The following is a 17490-nucleotide window of genomic DNA, read 5'->3' on the forward strand; positions in this document are numbered from 1 at the left end:
TCTGAAGGGGGGAATGGATCATTTCTTTCCGAGGTCAGCCCCCATGTCCCTTCCTCTGCATTTTCTTCGTCCGGCCGCCCAGGGTTTCGCCGCCGGCCTGTTGCTGGCGGTTGCCGGCTGCGGTGTATCGTCCAAGCCTGAATCCGCCGCAGGGGCTTCGACCCAGGGGGCGCTGCAGGCTGAGCCCGAAGTGCAGTACGAGGCGCAGCACGCCGATGCCGCCATGGCCAAGCGCGTTGCGCATCCCATGAGGTTGTCGGCACCGATGCCGGCGCCCATCGCCGCCGGTGATTCGATCATGGCCGGCTACCGTGACGAGGCCCGTGAGCAGTATCAGAAACTGCCGGACAATCCGATCCACAGCGTTGCCCAAGCACCGGTCTCGACCTTCAGCGCCGACGTCGATACCGGCGCCTATGCCAACGTCCGCCGTTTGCTCAACCAGGGCAGCCTGCCGCCGGAAGGCGCGGTGCGCCTGGAGGAGTTGGTCAATTACTTCCCCTACGATTACGCCCTGCCCAGCGACGGCTCGCCCTTCGGCGTGACCACCGAGCTGGCGCCCTCGCCGTGGAACCCCCACACCCGCTTGCTGCGCATCGGCATCAAGGCTTCGGACCGCGCGGTGGCAGAGTTGGCCCCGGCCAATCTGGTGTTCCTGGTGGATGTCTCCGGCTCCATGGATCGCCGCGAAGGCCTGCCCCTGGTGAAAAGCACCCTCAAGCTGCTGGTGGATCAACTGCGGAATCAGGATCGGGTGTCGCTGGTGGTCTACGCCGGTGAATCGCGGGTGGTGCTGGAGCCCACTTCCGGACGTGACAAAGCGAAGATTCGCACCGCCATCGACCAGCTCACCGCGGGTGGTTCCACGGCGGGCGCCTCGGGTATCCAGCTGGCCTATCAGATGGCCCAGCAGGGTTTTATCCACAAGGGCATCAACCGCATCCTGCTGGCCACCGACGGCGACTTCAACGTCGGCGTCAGCGACTTCGACAGCCTCAAGGCCATGGCCGCCGAGAAGCGCAAGAGCGGCGTATCCCTGACCACCCTGGGTTTCGGTGTGGATAACTACAACGAGCACCTGATGGAGCAACTGGCCGATGCCGGGGACGGCAACTACGCCTACATCGACAACCTGCGCGAAGCGCGCAAGGTGCTGGTGGACCAGCTCAGCTCGACCCTGGCAGTGGTGGCCAAGGACTTGAAACTGCAAGTGGAGTTCAACCCGGCCCAGGTCAGCGAGTACCGCCTGCTGGGGTATGAGAACCGTGCCCTCAAGCGTGAAGACTTCAGCAACGACAAGGTCGACGCCGGGGAAATCGGCGCCGGGCATACGGTTACCGCGCTGTATGAAATCGTCCCAGCGGGCGAGAAGGGCTGGTTGGAGCCGCTGCGTTATACCCAGGCCAAGGTGCCGGAACAGAGTGGCAGGAATGGCGAACTGGCGATGCTGCGGGTGCGCTACAAGGCGCCGGAAGGTGGCAGCAGCCGCTTGATCGAACGGCCGATCAGCGCGCAGCAGCCGGCTAAACTGGCTGAGGCCAGCCCGGACCTGCGCTTCGCCGCTGCGGTGGCGGCGTTTTCCCAGCAACTCAAGGACGGCCGCTACACCGGCAACTTCAGCCTGACCGACACCGCCAAGCTGGCCCGTGGCGCCAAGGGCGACGATCCTTACGGGCTGCGGGGCGAGTTCGTGCAACTGGTGGAACTGGCGCAAAGTCTGCAAACTCAGGCGCCGAAAACCCAGACTGGGAATGCCGCCCAGGTCGAGGCTCAGCCGGTGGACATGAGCCAAGTGCAGAGCCGCCTTGAATAGACCCATAACGAGCAGTGAACAGGAGTTCATCCGCCCTATGTCTGCTCCCCAAGTGTCCACCGATGCCAGCAGTGATGAAGCGCTGCTGGCGCGTTATCGCGCCGGAGAGCCTGCGGCCTTCGAGGTGCTGTACCAGCGCCATCGCCAGGGCCTGTATCGCTTCGTACTGGGCCTGTGCAATAAGGCCGAGCTGGCGGAGGAGATCTACCAGGAAACCTGGCTCAGCCTGATCCGCAGTGCCAGCCAGCCCCAGGGCCGGGCCAGCTTTCGTACCTGGCTGTATCAGATCGCGCGCAACCGGCTGATCGATCACTGGCGCAAGCACGGCCAGCGCAACCCGCTGCACGACAGCTACGACGAACAACTGCATGGCGAAACCGACCACGCTCCCGGTCCCGAACAGCAACTGAGCCTGTGCCGCGACCAGCAACGTATCGAAGCCGCCCTGCAGGATTTGCCCGAAGACCAGCGCGAGGTGTTCCTGCTGCGGGCCCACGGCGACCTGGAACTGCCAGAGATCGCCAGCCTGACCCAAACGCCGCTGGAAACGGTGAAAAGCCGTTTCCGCTACGCGCTGAAAAAATTGCGTCGGCTCCTGGCCGAGGAGGTACTCACATGACTGACGCCCGACAGACCCCATCAGCCGAAGAGCAGATGCTGGCGCATATTCGCGAACACAGTGCCCAAGAACCGCCGGCGCATCTGGATGCGATGATCCTGGCCACCGCGCGCCGCGAAGCCCCCGCGCCCAAACCCAGTCTCTGGCAGCGCTGGATGCGGGCCTGCCAACGGCCGCGCTATCAACTGGCCTTTGCCAGCCTGTTTGGCGTGGCGCTGGTCATCGGTTTGCTGCGGCCTTCTGCGCAGCACTATCCACAAGAGCAGGCCTTTGTCCCCGAGCCCGCTCCAGCTCCTGCTGCGCCCATGGCGCGCCTGGCTGCGCATTCCACCGAGCTGGCCGGGGCCTTGAGTGCCCCGGCGCCTGCCGCCCCTGCGCCCATGGATCCTGCGGCCCCTGTCGGCAGTTTTACCGCGGCGCCACAGATGGAAGCGTTCAGCGACCAAGCGCCTCCTGCGATGGCCAAGCCCAGGGCCGAGTCGAGCAAGATGGCCAAGCGCATGTCGGCCGCGGTCGAGCCCCGGACGATCCAGCGATTGGATGAGCAGCTGCAGACGGTATTGCGTCTGTGGGATGACGGCCAGAGCCGTGAGGCGGCCGAGCTGCTGCTCCAGCTGCATGAAAAGTATCCACAGGAGGATCTGGACGCACGCCTGCAAGCCTTGCGTCGTCAATAAAGTGCGGGGGTTGGCTGTCGTCATGGAAAGCGCGCACTATCTGCCCAGTTTCCAGAAAGTGAGAGGCCGGTCATGGCACCCCGCATCGACCGTATAGCGGCAATGTTGAACTGCCCGATCAAGGGCGCGGATATCCGTCAGGCCATCAAGGAAAGTCGCAAGGACTTCGGCCTTGAAGAGGCTGAAGAGGGCGACGATCAAGAGGCGCCGGACGATGCCGAGCCATTGGAGCAAGATGCTGCAGCCGCCGAGGATGAATGATCCCGGCGGCCGCCGGGTTCAGCTGTAGGGCAAGGCGGGCAGGTCGATGAACTCGGCGCAGGCACCGTCCGCGGTCATGCGCCGGGCCCGCTCCGGCAGCAACCGGGCGTGGTTTTCCACTTGCCAGCGATACCAGCTCAGGCGTTGGACGATGCGCCGCCGGCAAGGCTCCGGCAACTGCGCCAGCAGATCACTGCTGTCGGGCGCCCAGCGGGTCCGGGTCGAGTAATAGCCGAACAGGTTTTCCCGCAGGCCGAAGCAATCCTCGATGGTTTCCACGACGCTGTACACGTAGAGCTCGAAGGCGCTGCTCAGCTGTTGTGCGCCGTCGGCGTGGTCCCGCAGGTAAGCGAAAATCCCCGGCCAGTTGATGCAGTACAGGTGCTCGTCCCAATCGCCGTCCCGAGTCAGGTACGGGCCCTGGCCGCGAAAAAATTGGGGTATCTCCTGACGCTCCAGGGCCTCTTCAAAGTTGCTTTTCATCTGCTGTTCCCTTGACGTCAGTGATGCTCACGGACAGCGCCACGCATTCGATCACGCAGTCCAAACCGATTTCCAGGCGCAGGTGATAACCGGGGTTGAGGCGGGTGAGTTGGGTGCGCATGCCCCCGTCGAACCGGCTGCCACTGGCGGCCAGTTCGCTAATGCCCCGGACGTTGAGCCGCAAGCTGCAATGGGTTGGGGCCTGGCTCGCCGGCCAGTTGCCAGGTACGGACAGCCGCCCCAGGGCTCCGGACAGGCGCAGGCTCAGTTGCTCGCCTTGAAACACTGGGCCTGGGGTATTCAGGTCATAGGGTGTGGCCGCCTCATTGAAGACCGCTCTCCAGGCCTCGCTGTTGTCGATGCTGAACAGCCAGTCACGGGGGCCCCGGTCCCGAGCGGGGATCGCCCGGCACTCTGCCAGTGAAGGTAACTGCGCGCGGGTCAGGTCTTCGTGCCACAGCTCCCGGGCCGCGATCAGCAGACGCTGGAAGAAGTCCCGACTGTCGTCGAGCACCCCCGGCCAACTGCTGGGCCATTGATCGTCCTCGTAGTCATCCTCGCTGGGCTCCCAGACCTGTTCGAAGTCGTAGTCCGGATCATCCAGGGCCGCTTGCAGGACCTCTACCAGCCGTTGTCGATGACGGAAATTTTCCTGGGGGTAGTCCCGCGCCAGCACGTAGTGGCGGATCAGGTATTCACGGTCTTCGGGATCATTGGGGTTGTAGCGGCTCAGTTCGGCATTGAGTGCCGCAGGCATGTCATAGCCCATGAAGCAGGTGACCCAATGACGTACTGCTGGCTCGAAGGGTGGGTTGAACGGCGGATGGTGCAGCATGGGGACCTCCTGTCCGGGGGGCTGCGAATGTAGCAAGTCGCGCCCCACCGGGACAGCCTCCAATTGCGAGGTGACGTCCTGGATCAGGTGGTTAATGAGGCTTCTGCCGGCAACGCCGGTACACGGAAACAAAAAAGCCCCAGGTCATCAGACCTGGGGCTTTCTCGTTAAAGCTGGTGCACCCGGCGGGATTCGAACCCACGACCCCTGCCTTCGGAGGGCAGTACTCTATCCAGCTGAGCTACGGATGCAGTGCGGGCGACATCATACCTATGTCGACTCGAGGCGTCCACGCCGGCTTGCATCCCTTTTCCATGGCCCTGTGCAATCCCCGGAAACCCGGGCCGTAGCGGTAGTTTTTCCCGCTGCATCGGCCGTTCGGCCCAGCGCACCCTGCAGCCATATCCGTGCAGTCACGGGGCACAGGGAGGTGCGGGAGATGAATTGTTCCATGCAAGACGGTCTGCAGGCAGCGCTGGCGGACCATCTGTTTGAGGAGAGCTGGAAGGCGGTGCTCCCCGGGTTGCAGCGCCGCGCCCGGAAGCTGGCGCGGGGCAATGCCGATGGCGCCCAGGAGTGGCTGGCGGCCACGGCGATCAAGGCGCTGCTGTTCTTTCGCCGTTCGCCGGAGCGTATTCGCGACCCTCAGGGTTTTCTGTTCCTGATCCTCGATCATGTGTTTGTCGACAGTTGCCGCCGACGGGCTCGGGAGCAGCGCCTATTTGTGGATTTCGCCGATTTCGAAGAGGACCCTCTGCAGCAGTTGGAGGCCCCGCAGATGTCGGTGCTGGAGCAGGTGGAGTTGCTGGAAACCCTGGCCCTGCTGAGTCGACGGGTGGCGCAATTGCCCCTCAAGAAGCGCCGACTGTTTGAACTGAAGTTTGTCGACGATCTGCCCTATCCACACATTGCCGCCGAGCTGGGAATGAACCAGCCCTTGGCGCGCAAGCATGTGCAGCTGTTACGGGCGGCGTTGCGTTGAAGCATCCGCAAGATTCACAGCAGGCCCCCTGGGGCGTTCTTGTTCAGTGAGCCTGTTTTCGACGCTGTAGCCGGCGCCGCCGTCCCTGCGGTGGGCCATTCCATCTAAGGAGAGATGTATGCCAGATCCAATGGTCAACTCGCAGATCACCGATGCCGTCACCCAGACCAACGTCAAGGTGGTGGCCGAAGCCCCGGCCCAGGCCATCGCCTCGTTGTATCAGGTGGCCAGTCACTCGGCGGGCCTGTCGTTGCAGAACGCGGTCAACAGCCAGCAGGCGCTCAATCAGATTTCCAACGCGGTGGTGTCCAAGGCCGTGGCGCTGATCATGGCGATCGGCGAGTAGGGCTGATAGCCCGGGAGAATCGTCATGGCGTGGTTCAAGAAGAAAACCCCACCCGCAGCCGCGGCCGATGAATCCGCGAGCGCGGCTGCCGGGCCCGGTATGGCGGCTGAAACGGCCGCCTCTCAGGCGGCGAGTGAGCCCGCGTCGACGGGCACCGATTCGGCGCCCGACCCTGCGTCTGCACCGCCGTCCGCCGCTGCAGCGCAACCTTCGGTGATGGAGACGATGAACGCGCAGTTGCTGAAGCAGGCCGGCACGCCCAGCACCGACAGCACCGATGCCCTGAACAGTCAGATCGTCCAGGCGGTGCAGTTCACTAATGCCCAGACCTTCAGCTATGCCCCGGCGCAGATCGCGATAGCCCCCGACATGATGATCAGCCAGGCTGCCGGCCTGGTGGCGCAGTCGGCCGCGGGGTATTTCGACGGAGTCAGCAAGCTGGCCCTGGCAGCTCAGGCGGTGCTGCTCAAGCAGATGACCGAGAACATCGTCAAAGAGAACGTGAAAGGCGCCGCCGAGGATGCGCTCGGCGTCCTCGCCACCGACCTGATGGTGGGCGCGGCGGCCGCGGTGGCCGCCGCTGCGGGCGCCATGGAAGCCGAAGCTGCGAGTGTGGCCATCGACAAGATTGACGCCAGTATCGCCAAGTACAGCGCCACCCTGGCCAATCGACCGTCGTCATCCTGAACACGTCCCCCGGGCGCGCAAGGCGCTCGGGGGTGATGTGTCCGAGAGGCGTGTGTCCATGCGTCCTCTCTTGTCACCCCTGGCGTTGAAGTTCGACGGACCCGGTGCCCAGCCCTTCAACGTCATTCATCAATAAGGAGCATGAAATGGCGAATGAAGACCCCAAGGCGGTAGCGACGATCCTCAGTTTTGCCGAAACCTATTTGAAGCGCCCGTTGACCGTTGTCGAACGCCAGGTGCTGGAGGCCTTTGTGCAGAACAAGTCGGTGGATCTGGTCCAGGCCTCGCAGAACAGCATTGATCAGGCCCGTCAGCGTGCCCTGGATGTGATTCAGGCGGACGAGCAACGCACCCGGCAGCTGATCGAGCAGTTGGCCGGACCCGCAGCCCCCGGTCCCGACAATCCCCAGACCCGCGACCTGCTGCTTCAGCAATTGCTTAGCGCGGCCGGCTCCCAGGCGCAGGTCCAGGCCGCGGCTTCTGCCCCTGCTCCGGCGTCACCGCCCCCGGCCCCGGCCCCGGCGGATGATCCGGCGCTCAAGGCATTGATCAGCACCCTGGTGCAGCAGGAGGTGAAAGCCGCCATCGAAGCGCGAATGGCCGAGCTGGCGCAAAAGGTCGAGGACACCCTCAAGCAGGTGACTGCCGGCAGTGGGCAATAAGCCCCCCCTGAAATAAGCCGAGGGTCCCAGGCCCCACGGTTCACAGCAAAACGACTGCCACGTTCACTCAATGACACGGAATGCTCCGTGTACTAACAAAGGAAGTTGAGCCATGCCACTTGTAAACGAACAAATCACCGATGCCGTCACCCAGACCAACGTCAAAGTCGTCGCCGAAGCGCCGGCCATGGCGATGGGCACCATCTACCAATCCATGGCCCAGGCCACCGCGATCCTGTTCCAGAACTCGGTCTCGGCGCAGCAGCAACAAAACACCCTGGCCCAGGCCGCGACCAACCAGGGCGTGATGCAGATCTACAGCGTCGACACCACCGCCGGCGCCGCCGCGACCGAGAAGGTTGCCCAGGGCGGGGTCTCCGACAACCTCACCAGCCTGCTGACAGTACTCAAGTCCTTCCAGGGCTGAGTGGCTGAAAGGCTGATCCCCCGTTGAACTTTCCTGCAAAAAAAATGGAGTTTTTATGAGCACAGTCAGTCCGCAAATCACCGATGCCGTCACCCAGACCAACGTCAAGGTCGTTGCCGAAGCACCGGCCATGGCGATGGGTACCGTCTACCAGTCCATGGGCCAATCCGTGGCCATCCTGTTCCAGAACTCGGTTTCGGCCCAGCAGCAGCAAAACACCCTGGCCCAGGCCGCGACCAACCAGGGCGTGATGCAGATCTACAGCGTCGACACCACTGCCGGTGCGTCGGCCACCGAAAAAGTCGCCCAGGGCGGCGTGGCCGACAACCTCACCAGTCTGCTGACGGTGCTCAAGTCGTTCAGTAGCTGATCCTTCCTCTGGCGTCACGCCAACGCCCCCGCGGTCTGCAGGCCCCGGGGGCGTTGTCTTTTGCCCGGCAGCATGGGAGGTTGATGCGGATTTTTTACCGCTAGGCGCCTTTACGTTCTTTTTTTCGAACAGCCTATTGTCCTTTACCCCCGTTGACCCTAGGATTCGTTTGAGATTTCAAACGCTCTTGCCTGGGTGCCCAAGCGCACGTCTATCCTTGTGTGCGACATTTTCGTGCTTTTACCCAGTGAACGATTTTCCTGACGGCAGCTTTGTCCAAGGCTTGCAGACGCGCCAGCGCGGTCCATGCCTGACAGGGCGCCTTTTTTACAATCACAATTCGCCCCGCGTATGCGCGGTGCTGTTAAGGAAGCCGACATGCAGCTCAAAGACGCCCAGTTGTTCCGCCAACAAGCCTTCATCGATGGAGCTTGGGTCGACGCGGACAACGGTCAGACGATCAAGGTCAACAACCCCGCTACCGGTGAAATCCTCGGTACCGTACCCAAGATGGGCGCCGCCGAAACCCGCCGCGCTATCGAAGCCGCCGACAAGGCCCTGCCGGCCTGGCGTGCCCTGACCGCCAAGGAGCGCGCCACCAAGCTGCGCCGCTGGTATGAATTGCTGATCGAAAACCAGGACGACCTGGGTCGCCTGATGACTCTGGAGCAGGGCAAGCCGCTGGCCGAAGCCAAGGGCGAAATCGCCTACGCCGCCTCCTTCATCGAATGGTTCGCCGAAGAAGCCAAGCGCATCTACGGTGACGTGATCCCTGGTCACCAGCCTGACAAGCGCCTGATCGTGATCAAGCAGCCGATCGGCGTGACCGCGGCCATCACCCCGTGGAACTTCCCGGCGGCGATGATCACCCGTAAAGCCGGCCCGGCCCTGGCCGCCGGTTGCACCATGGTCATCAAGCCCGCTTCGCAAACCCCGTTCTCGGCCCTGGCCCTGGTGGAACTGGCGCACCGCGCCGGGATTCCGAAAGGCGTGCTCAGCGTGGTTACCGGCAGTGCCGGCGACATCGGCGGCGAGCTGACCAGCAACCCGATCGTGCGCAAGCTGTCGTTCACCGGCTCTACCGAGATTGGTCGCCAACTGATGGCCGAATGCGCCAAGGACATCAAGAAAGTGTCCCTGGAACTGGGCGGTAACGCGCCGTTCATCGTGTTCGACGACGCCGATCTGGATAAGGCCGTCGAAGGCGCGATCATCTCCAAGTACCGCAACAACGGCCAGACCTGCGTCTGCGCCAACCGCCTGTACATCCAGGACTCGGTCTACGACGCCTTCGCCGAGAAGCTGAAAGTGGCCGTGGCCAAGCTGAAGATCGGTAACGGTCTGGAAGAAGGCACCACCACCGGCCCGCTGATCGATGAAAAAGCCGTGGCCAAGGTCCAGGAACACATCGCCGACGCCCTGAAAAAAGGCGCGACCCTGCTGGCCGGTGGCAAGTCCATGGAGGGCAATTTCTTCGAGCCGACCATTCTGGTCAACGTGCCCAAAGACGCTGCCGTGGCCAAGGAAGAAACCTTCGGCCCGCTGGCGCCGCTATTCCGCTTCAAAGACGAAGCTGAAGTCATCGCCATGTCCAACGACACCGAGTTCGGCCTGGCTTCGTACTTCTATGCCCGCGACCTGGGTCGTGTGTTCCGCGTGGCCGAGGCTCTGGAGTACGGCATGGTCGGGGTCAACACCGGCCTGATCTCCAACGAAGTGGCGCCGTTCGGCGGCATCAAGGCCTCGGGCCTGGGCCGTGAAGGCTCCAAGTACGGCATCGAGGACTACCTGGAAATCAAGTACCTCTGCCTGGGCATCTGATTTCGCTTCAAGCGCAGAGGGCACGAGAGCGCTGTCCCTTTGCGCCGCTGTAAAAAACGTAATTTTCAAGGTGGCCCGGGAAGGCTCCGGCAGTCGATCATCGCATGCTGTCGCAGGCGCTTCCCCGCCCCGCAACCCTTGAATCACACCGCTTTAGCAGCGGTGAATGAGGACACTATGAGCAAGACCAACGCATCCCTGATGAAACGCCGTGAAGCCGCTGTACCGCGCGGTGTTGGCCAGATTCACCCGATCTTCGCCGACAGCGCGAAGAACGCCACCGTCACCGACGTTGAAGGCCGCGAATTCATCGACTTCGCCGGCGGCATCGCCGTGCTGAACACCGGTCACGTACACCCGAAAATCATCGCCGCGGTGACCGAGCAGCTGAACAAGCTGACCCACACCTGCTTCCAGGTCCTGGCCTACGAGCCTTACGTGGAACTGTGCGAGAAAATCAACGCCAAGGTTCCAGGTGACTTCGCCAAGAAAACCCTGCTGGTGACCACCGGTTCCGAAGCCGTGGAAAACGCCGTGAAGATCGCCCGTGCCGCCACTGGCCGCGCCGGCGTGATCGCCTTCACCGGCGCCTACCACGGCCGCACCATGATGACCCTGGGCCTGACCGGCAAAGTCGTGCCGTACTCGGCCGGCATGGGCCTGATGCCAGGCGGCATCTTCCGCGCGCTGTACCCCAACGAACTGCATGGCGTGAGCATCGACGACTCCATCGCCAGCATCGAGCGCATCTTCAAGAACGACGCCGAGCCCCGTGATATCGCTGCGATCATCATCGAGCCGGTACAAGGCGAAGGCGGCTTCTACGTCGCGCCCAAAGAGTTCATGAAGCGCCTGCGCGCCCTGTGCGACCAGCACGGCATCCTGCTGATCGCTGACGAAGTGCAGACTGGCGCCGGCCGTACCGGCACCTTCTTCGCCATGGAACAGATGGGCGTTGCCGCCGACCTGACCACCTTCGCCAAATCCATCGCTGGCGGCTTCCCGCTGGCCGGTGTCTGCGGCAAGGCCGAATACATGGACGCCATCGCTCCAGGCGGCCTGGGCGGTACCTACGCCGGTAGCCCGATCGCTTGTGCAGCCGCTCTGGCGGTGATGGAAGTGTTCGAAGAAGAGCACCTGCTGGACCGCTGCAAGGCCGTGGGCGAGCGCCTGGTCAGCGGCTTGAAAGCCATCCAGGCCAAGTACCCGGTGATCGGTGAAGTGCGTGCCCTGGGCGCGATGATCGCGGTCGAGCTGTTCGAGAACGGCGACAGCCACAAGCCGAACGCCGCTGCTGTGGCGCAGGTCGTGGCCAAGGCTCGCGACAAGGGTCTGATCCTGCTGTCGTGCGGCACCTACGGCAACGTACTGCGGGTTCTGGTTCCACTGACCTCGCCGGACGAGCAGTTGGACAAAGGCCTGGCCATCATCGAAGAGTGCTTCGCTGAACTCTGAGTTGACGGTGTTGTGACCTGATCGACAAAAAAACCCGCTTCGGCGGGTTTTTTTCATCCCCAGGCGGTCCATAGGGGATTTGCGCTGTATGGAAGCCCGCGCATTGACTAAGGTGCAAAGGATTGCCTAGGGAGCGTGCTGCATGACCGCTGTTGATTTACCCGCTGTACCTCGTGTGCTGATTGCCGAGGCCGATCCCTGGTCCCGCGATTTGCTCAAGCAAGTGCTACTCAACGTTCGCTGTGACGCACGCCTGGATCTGTGTGCCGACGGTCAGGAAGCCCTGGAACTGTTGAGTGCCAAACCCTATGACCTGATCATTGCCGACTGGGAGTTGCCGGGCATCGACGGTCTCGCCTTGCTGCGCTCCGTGCGCCAGCGCAAGCGCAACCCATTGCAGCCATTCATTTTGCTCAGCGTGCGCAGCGACAGTGCCAGCGTGCGCGAGGCCTTGCCTCTGGCGCCCACTGCCTACCTGACCAAACCCTTGAACATGGAAGGCCTGACCCAGCGTCTGCAGGGGCTGCTGCTGGATGCTGGCCAGGAGGTTTCCTGCGAGGTGCCGACCCTGGCCCCGGGCATGACCCTGTGGACCTTTCTTGAACGCCGTCGCGAGATCGCCGACGGCGCCCCGTTGCTGACCGATGTGCAATTGGCGGTCAAGCGCAGCCTCAACCCCGACGGGCTGGACCTCAAGCTGCTGGAGGAGGAGATCCGCACCGACCCCCAAATCACTGCCGTGCTGATCTGCGCCGCCAACAGTGCTGCGCAACACAATGGTGAAGGCGTACAGACCCTGTCCCAGGCCCTGCACCGGCTGGGTACCGGGCAGAGCATGAACCTGATTCTCGGCCTGGCCCTCAAGCGCAGCGCGCGCCTGAGCGATCCGGCCCTTGCGGACTATGCCGAGCGCTACTGGGAGCTGTCGCTGCACACGGCGGAATATGGTCGGACCCTGGCCCGCCTGCTGGACCTGGATCAGGAGCGTTGCTATTGCGCGGGCCTGTTGCACCGCCTGGGCGACCTGGCGTTGCTGCGCTGTCTGCAAGAGTGGCAGCAGGCCGGTGGCGAACTGGATGAGCAGGAAGAAATCGGTGATGCCCTGGAGCGCTTCGGTGCCGCCTATGGCTCGGCGCTGCGCACCCGCTGGCGCATGCCGCTGGAACTGCGTGAACTGATCGCCTCGATCTACCAGTTGGGCGGCGGCGTCTATTCCCGCGAAGCCCTGGTGATGAACCTGGCGGCGCAACTGGCACGGCTGACCGAACATGAAGGCGTGGAAGAGGTGGCCCGCAGCAAGACGGCGCGTCTGCTGAAAGTCGGCTTGCCGGAGCTTTCCCGCCTGCGCAAAGGCTGAACCGCCGCAGGAACCGGCTTGTCGACGAAGGGGCCTTCGAGCTTTGTGCAAGCCTCAGGAGTGCCTTCGCTGGCAACCCAGCTGCTACGGGATGGCGGTCAGCCGCTGACGATGCGGTTCTTGCCCTGACGCTTGGCTTCGTACATGGCCGTATCGGCGCGGGCGAACAGGCTGTCGAGGCTTTCGTCTTCCCGCCGCAGGCTGGTCAGACCCTGGCTGACGGTGATGCTGAAGACCTGACCCTGGTGGCTGAAGCTCTGGCGCTGAATCTCCCGCTGCAGGCGCTCGGCGACCTGGCGTGCCATGTCCGCGGCGCACCCTGGAAACACCGCAGCAAACTCTTCACCGCCGATGCGTCCGAACAGGTCGCCCCGACGCAGTGCTGCACGTCCGCTCTCGGCAATGCGCTGCAGAACGATGTCGCCTTCGGGATGGCCGTAGGTGTCGTTGACCACCTTGAAATCATCGATATCCAGCAACAGGAAGGCCAGGGGCGAGCCCTGCAATCGGGCCTGTTCGAACTCGCGGTTGGCACACTCGAAGAAGTGTCGGCGATTGCTGCTCTGGGTCAGCACGTCAGTGGTGGCCAGGCGTTGCAGCTCGGCCTCCAGCTGTTTCTTGTCGGTGATGTCTTCGGCGATGCCCACCACGATCAGGCGCTGGCCGGGCTCGGCATTGCGGTTGATGAAGCACTTGTCGCTGAGCCAGCGCACCTGGCCTTCGGCGTCGATGATGCGGTACTCGCGATCTTCCACCGCGCCCTTTTCCAGCACTTGGGCCAGGCTGCGCTCGGCGTATTCGAGGTCATCGGGATAGATGCTGTTGCGCCATTGGTTGTAGTCCGCCAATAGCAGGCCTGCGGGGCGCCCGAAAATGCGCTCATAGGCCGGGCTGACATAGAGCACCTGGCGATGTTCCCAGTCATAGGCCCAGAGCACCGCGTTGACGCTGACCAGCAAGGAGCTGAACAGCTGCTCGCGCTCGGTCAGGCGAGCGACTTCGCCCTGTGCGTGCATCAGGGCCATCAGGGTTTGCGCGGCCTCGGGCCACTGGGGAAGCGAAGATGGAATGTGTGGGTTCTTATTGACCATCGGCACAGATCTCAAAGGGCGTGCCGCGCCAAGTTCGACAGCGGCTACAACCAAGCCCGCCTGGGTGGCGAAGTGTTGCTTGAGATAGGGGATCGGACGCTAAGTTCCCGGCCGTGACGGCGATACTGCGAGCGCCCGCCGGACGGTCGGAGCCGCCCCTCGCCAGCCTGTGGCGAGGGGCTTTGGCTTAGGCTGCGTTGGGGCGCAGGGAGTAGGTTTTCAGTTGATTGGCGAAGTCCCGTAGGGACTGGATACCGCTGGCCTCGGCCTCGTGGACCCAGTCCTTGATCGCCGCCAGCATGTCGTGGCCGTTGGCGCTGGTCTTGACCCAGATCTGTTGCAGGGCCAGGCGTTTCTCGTAGATCACTTTCAACGCCTGGCTGTGCTCCAGCATGTTCTGGATACGCAGGTGGTGACGGTCTTCCAGCAGGCTGGTTTCCCGGGACAGCAGGCGCTTGGCACGGTGGAACTGGTGGCGTACCGAGTGATCGACCTTGGCCAGCTCCTGCTTCACCAGCGGGCCGATCACCAGCTTGCGGTACTGGGCCATGATCTGGAACCGGTTGTTGAGGATGGCCATGGCGGTGTCCATGTCCAGGTGCCCCTTGCCTTCGACCCGGTGGGCGATGGGGGCTACGCGCTGGACCTTGGCCAGCCCCAGCAGGCTGAACAGCTTGATCCAGGCCCAGCCCATGTCGAACTCCCACTTCTTCACCGAGAGCTTGGCCGAGTTGGGATAGGTGTGATGGTTGTTATGCAGTTCTTCGCCGCCGACGATGATGCCCCAGGGCACCAGGTTGGTGGCGGCGTCGCGGCATTCGAAGTTGCGGTAGCCGACGGCGTGGCCCAGGCCGTTGATCACGCCGGCGGCCCAGAACGGAATCCACATCATCTGAATCGCCCAGATGGTGATGCCGATGGTGCCGAACAGCAGCAGATCGATGACCGCCATCAGCGCGATACCGCCCAGCTTGTAGCGGCTGTACAGGTTGCGTTCGATCCAGTCTTCCGGGCAGTTCTTGCCGTAGATACGCAGGGTTTCCGGGTTCTTGGCTTCTTCGCGATACAGCTCCGCGCCCTTGCGCAGCACCGTGGACAGGCCTTTGATCACCGGGCTGTGGGGGTCGTCGACGGTCTCGCACTTGGCGTGGTGCTTGCGGTGGATGGCGGTCCACTCGCGAGTGTTCTGCGCCGTGGTCAGCCACAGCCAGAAGCGGAAGAAGTGTTTCAGGCCGGCGTTGAGTTCCAGGGAACGGTGCGCGGAATAGCGATGCAGATAGATCGTGACCGCAACGATGGTCACGTGAGTCATCAACAGGGTGACTGCCACCAGTTGCCAGGCGGACAAGCCAAGTAAACCTTCATACCACATAGGCGATAAGGCCCTCGATAAAGAAAAAAACAGCTCAGGCATTATCACTAAGCTCACTGAGAAAACCAGTCGCCCTTTCAGATAAGAGTGGCGGAATGTTTCTTCCTCTATAATCCCAAACTTTTCGTGTGGAAATAGACGGGCTTATGTCGGTTTCTTATCGCAATGGTTTGCGTGCCGCGCTGCTTTACCTGCTGCTGTCATTGGTGTGGCTGCAGTTCAGTGGTTATTTATTGAGCAGTTTCTTCGATGAATTCGCTGACCAGGCCCACTGGCAGATGATCAGTGGTTACGTCTGGGCGGTGGTCAGCGCGGTGCTGATCTTCTTTGCCCGGGCGCGTTTGCTGCGGGTGCTGGGAGCCGACCGCTGGCTGCGCCATCAGCAGAAGGACCGCGAACGCCTGCGTCAGGCCGCAGCGGTATTCGACTGCACCCGCGAGGGCGTGCTGGTGAGCGATACCCAAGGCCAGATCGTCCACGTCAATCGGGCCTTCATCGAGATCACCGGCTATCAGCGCGAAGAAGTGCTGGGTCGCCAGCCGAGCCTGTTCAAGTCCGGTCACCATTCGCCGGACTTCTACAAGGCGATGTTCGACTCGCTGCAGAAAACCGGCGAATGGAGTGGCGAAATCTGGAATCGGCGCAAGAGCGGTGAGATCTACCCGCAATGGCAGAGCATTCGCGCGATCCGCGACGAGCAAGGCGAGCTCACCCACTATGTCGCGGTGTTCTCCGACATCAGTGCCATCAAGGATTCCGAGCACGAACTGGCCCACCTGGCCCACCACGACCCCTTGACCGACCTGCCCAACCGCCTGCTGTTCACCGATCGCGCCGAACAGGCCCTGGCGTCGGCGCAGATCCACAAGCGCGGCTGCGCCATGCTGATGATCGACCTGGATCATTTCAAGATGATCAACGACAGCCTCGGCCACAACGTCGGCGACCAGTTGCTCAAGGCCGTGGCCGGGCGCCTGGGGGCCATGTTCGGCCCGGGCATGACCCTGGCGCGCCTGGGGGGCGACGAGTTCGCAGTGCTGGCGGAAAGCTGCCCGCAACTGGTGCAGGCCGCGGCCCTGGCCCAGCGCATCATCGACGGCCTCAAGGAGCCCTTCCAGCTGGGTGAACAGCAGGTGGTGATCAACGCCAGCATCGGCATCAGCCTGTTCCCCAGTGATGCCCTGAGCGCCAGTCAGTTGCTGCGCAACGCCGACGCGGCGCTGTTCAAGGCCAAGAGTGCCGGGCGCAACGGTTATGCCCTGTACACCGAAGAACTCACCGCCCATGCCCAGCAACGGGTGGAGATTGCCTTCGAACTGCGCCGGGCCCTGGAGCAGCAGGAGCTGCGGGTTTACTACCAGCCCGTGCACGATCTCAAGAGCAGCCGCCTGATCGGCGTCGAGGCCCTGGTGCGCTGGGAACATCCCGAACGCGGCCTGGTGTCGCCGGCGGAATTCATACCGATTGCCGAGCGCACCGGGATGATTGGCGAGATCGACGCCTGGGTCATGCAGCAGGCGTGTCGGCAGATGTGCCAGTGGCAGGCCGAGGGCGTGGTGCTGTCGTTTGTTGCAGTGAATGTCTCGACTCGTCTGTTCGCTCGCAGCGAGCTGTACCAGCAGGTGGCCCAGGTGCTGCACGACACGGGCCTGGATCCGGCCTACCTGGAACTGGAGGTCACCGAGAGTGCGGTCATGGACGATCCCGAAGTGGCACTGGAGCAGATGCACCGCCTGCGTGAACTGGGCATTCGCCTGGCTATCGACGACTTCGGTACGGGCTATTCCTCCTTGCTGCGGCTCAAGCGCCTGCCGGTGCAGAAACTCAAGATCGACCAGGGTTTTGTCGCCGGCCTGCCGTTCGATGAAGACGATGCGGCGATCTCCCGGGTGATCATCGCCCTGGCCCAGAGCATGGGCATGCAGGTTCACGCCGAGGGTATCGAGCAAGCGGAGCAGGCGCGGTTCCTGCTCGAACATGGCTGCGATCTGGGCCAGGGCTACTGGTTCGGAAGGCCGGTGCCCGCTGAACAACTAGTCTGGAGCAACGCTCCGCAGATCCGCTGATGGCCGCCCCTGTAGCCGTTGCGGCGACGGTTGCAGGGGGCTCTTGCGGCGTAAGCCCGTGTCCCGCCAAATAATTTCTTCTGGTTATATAAACATTCTTAAATAGTATTTTTAAGAATATCCGCGCCTATCTACTATTGCTCCCACGCCGCAAGCAGTGCCGCCA

Annotated in this window: 18 protein-coding genes and 1 tRNA gene; 14 read left to right on the forward strand and 5 right to left on the reverse strand. The window is 62.9% G+C overall.

What is annotated here, in order from left to right; translation table 11 throughout:
* Positions 1 to 43 precede the first annotated feature (43 nt).
* From ACSSVC_RS04580 to ACSSVC_RS04595, 4 genes are all read left to right on the forward strand, one after another.
* Entirely contained in the window at positions 44 to 1813 is a 1770-nt protein-coding gene (locus ACSSVC_RS04580; RefSeq protein WP_492612024.1) for a vWA domain-containing protein, read from the forward strand.
* A gap of 37 nt (positions 1814 to 1850) precedes the next feature.
* A complete protein-coding gene (locus tag ACSSVC_RS04585; protein WP_346634035.1) occupies positions 1851 to 2432 on the forward strand; it encodes an RNA polymerase sigma factor in 582 nt (193 codons plus the stop codon).
* The gene (locus ACSSVC_RS04590) at positions 2429 to 3109 is read left to right on the forward strand and encodes a hypothetical protein (RefSeq protein ID WP_492612025.1); all 681 of its coding nucleotides are present in this window, start codon (positions 2429 to 2431) and stop codon (positions 3107 to 3109) included. The genes ACSSVC_RS04585 and ACSSVC_RS04590 overlap by 4 nt, the downstream gene beginning before the upstream one ends.
* A gap of 72 nt (positions 3110 to 3181) precedes the next feature.
* The gene (locus ACSSVC_RS04595; protein WP_492612026.1) at positions 3182 to 3370 is read left to right on the forward strand and encodes a hypothetical protein; all 189 of its coding nucleotides are present in this window, start codon (positions 3182 to 3184) and stop codon (positions 3368 to 3370) included.
* An 18-nt stretch (positions 3371 to 3388) separates the two neighbouring features.
* Here the strand turns inward: ACSSVC_RS04595 and ACSSVC_RS04600 are convergent, their stop codons facing one another.
* The 3 genes from ACSSVC_RS04600 to ACSSVC_RS04610 all read right to left on the reverse strand — a co-directional run bounded on the left by ACSSVC_RS04600 (position 3389) and on the right by ACSSVC_RS04610 (position 4939).
* Entirely contained in the window at positions 3389 to 3853 is a 465-nt protein-coding gene (locus tag ACSSVC_RS04600) for a hypothetical protein (protein ID WP_346634038.1), read from the reverse strand.
* Positions 3837 to 4688: a hypothetical protein gene (locus tag ACSSVC_RS04605; protein ID WP_346634039.1), complete on the reverse strand. Its 852-nt coding sequence runs from the start codon at positions 4686 to 4688 to the stop codon at positions 3837 to 3839. Before ACSSVC_RS04605 ends, ACSSVC_RS04600 begins: the two co-directional genes overlap by 17 nt.
* 174 nt (positions 4689 to 4862) lie before the next feature.
* A tRNA-Arg gene (locus ACSSVC_RS04610) sits at positions 4863 to 4939 on the reverse strand.
* Between the two features lie 200 nt (positions 4940 to 5139).
* Here ACSSVC_RS04610 and ACSSVC_RS04615 point away from each other — a divergent pair.
* The 9 genes from ACSSVC_RS04615 to ACSSVC_RS04655 all read left to right on the forward strand — a co-directional run bounded on the left by ACSSVC_RS04615 (position 5140) and on the right by ACSSVC_RS04655 (position 12795).
* Positions 5140 to 5670, forward strand: coding sequence for an RNA polymerase sigma factor (locus ACSSVC_RS04615; protein WP_492612027.1), 531 nt, complete (start codon positions 5140 to 5142; stop codon positions 5668 to 5670).
* Between the two features lie 118 nt (positions 5671 to 5788).
* Positions 5789 to 6016 carry a RebB family R body protein gene (locus ACSSVC_RS04620; protein WP_011058560.1) on the forward strand — a complete coding sequence of 76 codons (228 nt, stop codon included), beginning with the start codon at positions 5789 to 5791 and terminating at the stop codon, positions 6014 to 6016.
* 24 nt (positions 6017 to 6040) lie between these two features.
* Complete coding sequence (locus tag ACSSVC_RS04625) at positions 6041 to 6703, forward strand: hypothetical protein (RefSeq protein WP_492612028.1); 663 nt, start codon at positions 6041 to 6043, stop codon at positions 6701 to 6703.
* Between the two features lie 146 nt (positions 6704 to 6849).
* Positions 6850 to 7365, forward strand: coding sequence for a hypothetical protein (locus ACSSVC_RS04630; RefSeq protein WP_492612029.1), 516 nt, complete (start codon positions 6850 to 6852; stop codon positions 7363 to 7365).
* Positions 7366 to 7477: 112 nt separating this feature from the next.
* The gene (locus ACSSVC_RS04635) at positions 7478 to 7792 is read left to right on the forward strand and encodes a RebB family R body protein (RefSeq protein ID WP_025128569.1); all 315 of its coding nucleotides are present in this window, start codon (positions 7478 to 7480) and stop codon (positions 7790 to 7792) included.
* A 55-nt stretch (positions 7793 to 7847) separates the two neighbouring features.
* Positions 7848 to 8162: a RebB family R body protein gene (locus tag ACSSVC_RS04640; RefSeq protein ID WP_092318458.1), complete on the forward strand. Its 315-nt coding sequence runs from the start codon at positions 7848 to 7850 to the stop codon at positions 8160 to 8162.
* 378 nt (positions 8163 to 8540) lie between these two features.
* Positions 8541 to 9983, forward strand: coding sequence for an NADP-dependent succinate-semialdehyde dehydrogenase (gene gabD, locus ACSSVC_RS04645; protein WP_102882696.1), 1443 nt, complete (start codon positions 8541 to 8543; stop codon positions 9981 to 9983).
* Positions 9984 to 10160: 177 nt separating this feature from the next.
* Entirely contained in the window at positions 10161 to 11438 is a 1278-nt protein-coding gene (gabT, locus tag ACSSVC_RS04650; RefSeq protein ID WP_346634043.1) for a 4-aminobutyrate--2-oxoglutarate transaminase, read from the forward strand.
* A gap of 142 nt (positions 11439 to 11580) precedes the next feature.
* Entirely contained in the window at positions 11581 to 12795 is a 1215-nt protein-coding gene (locus ACSSVC_RS04655; RefSeq protein ID WP_346634044.1) for an HDOD domain-containing protein, read from the forward strand.
* A gap of 98 nt (positions 12796 to 12893) precedes the next feature.
* Here ACSSVC_RS04655 and ACSSVC_RS04660 read toward each other — a convergent pair whose 3' ends face one another.
* Entirely contained in the window at positions 12894 to 13886 is a 993-nt protein-coding gene (locus tag ACSSVC_RS04660; protein ID WP_346634045.1) for a GGDEF domain-containing protein, read from the reverse strand.
* Between the two features lie 187 nt (positions 13887 to 14073).
* On the reverse strand, positions 14074 to 15258 hold the full coding sequence (gene desA, locus ACSSVC_RS04665; RefSeq protein ID WP_346634046.1) for a delta-9 fatty acid desaturase DesA: 1185 nt from the start codon (positions 15256 to 15258) through the stop codon (positions 14074 to 14076).
* A 146-nt stretch (positions 15259 to 15404) separates the two neighbouring features.
* Between desA and dibA the strand changes: the two genes are divergently transcribed.
* Positions 15405 to 17324, forward strand: a complete 1920-nt coding sequence (gene dibA / locus ACSSVC_RS04670) for a phosphodiesterase DibA (RefSeq protein ID WP_346634047.1) — start codon at positions 15405 to 15407, stop codon at positions 17322 to 17324.
* Positions 17325 to 17490 lie beyond the last annotated feature (166 nt).

This window comes from Pseudomonas sp. E1BtOHC1, assembly GCF_058744285.1.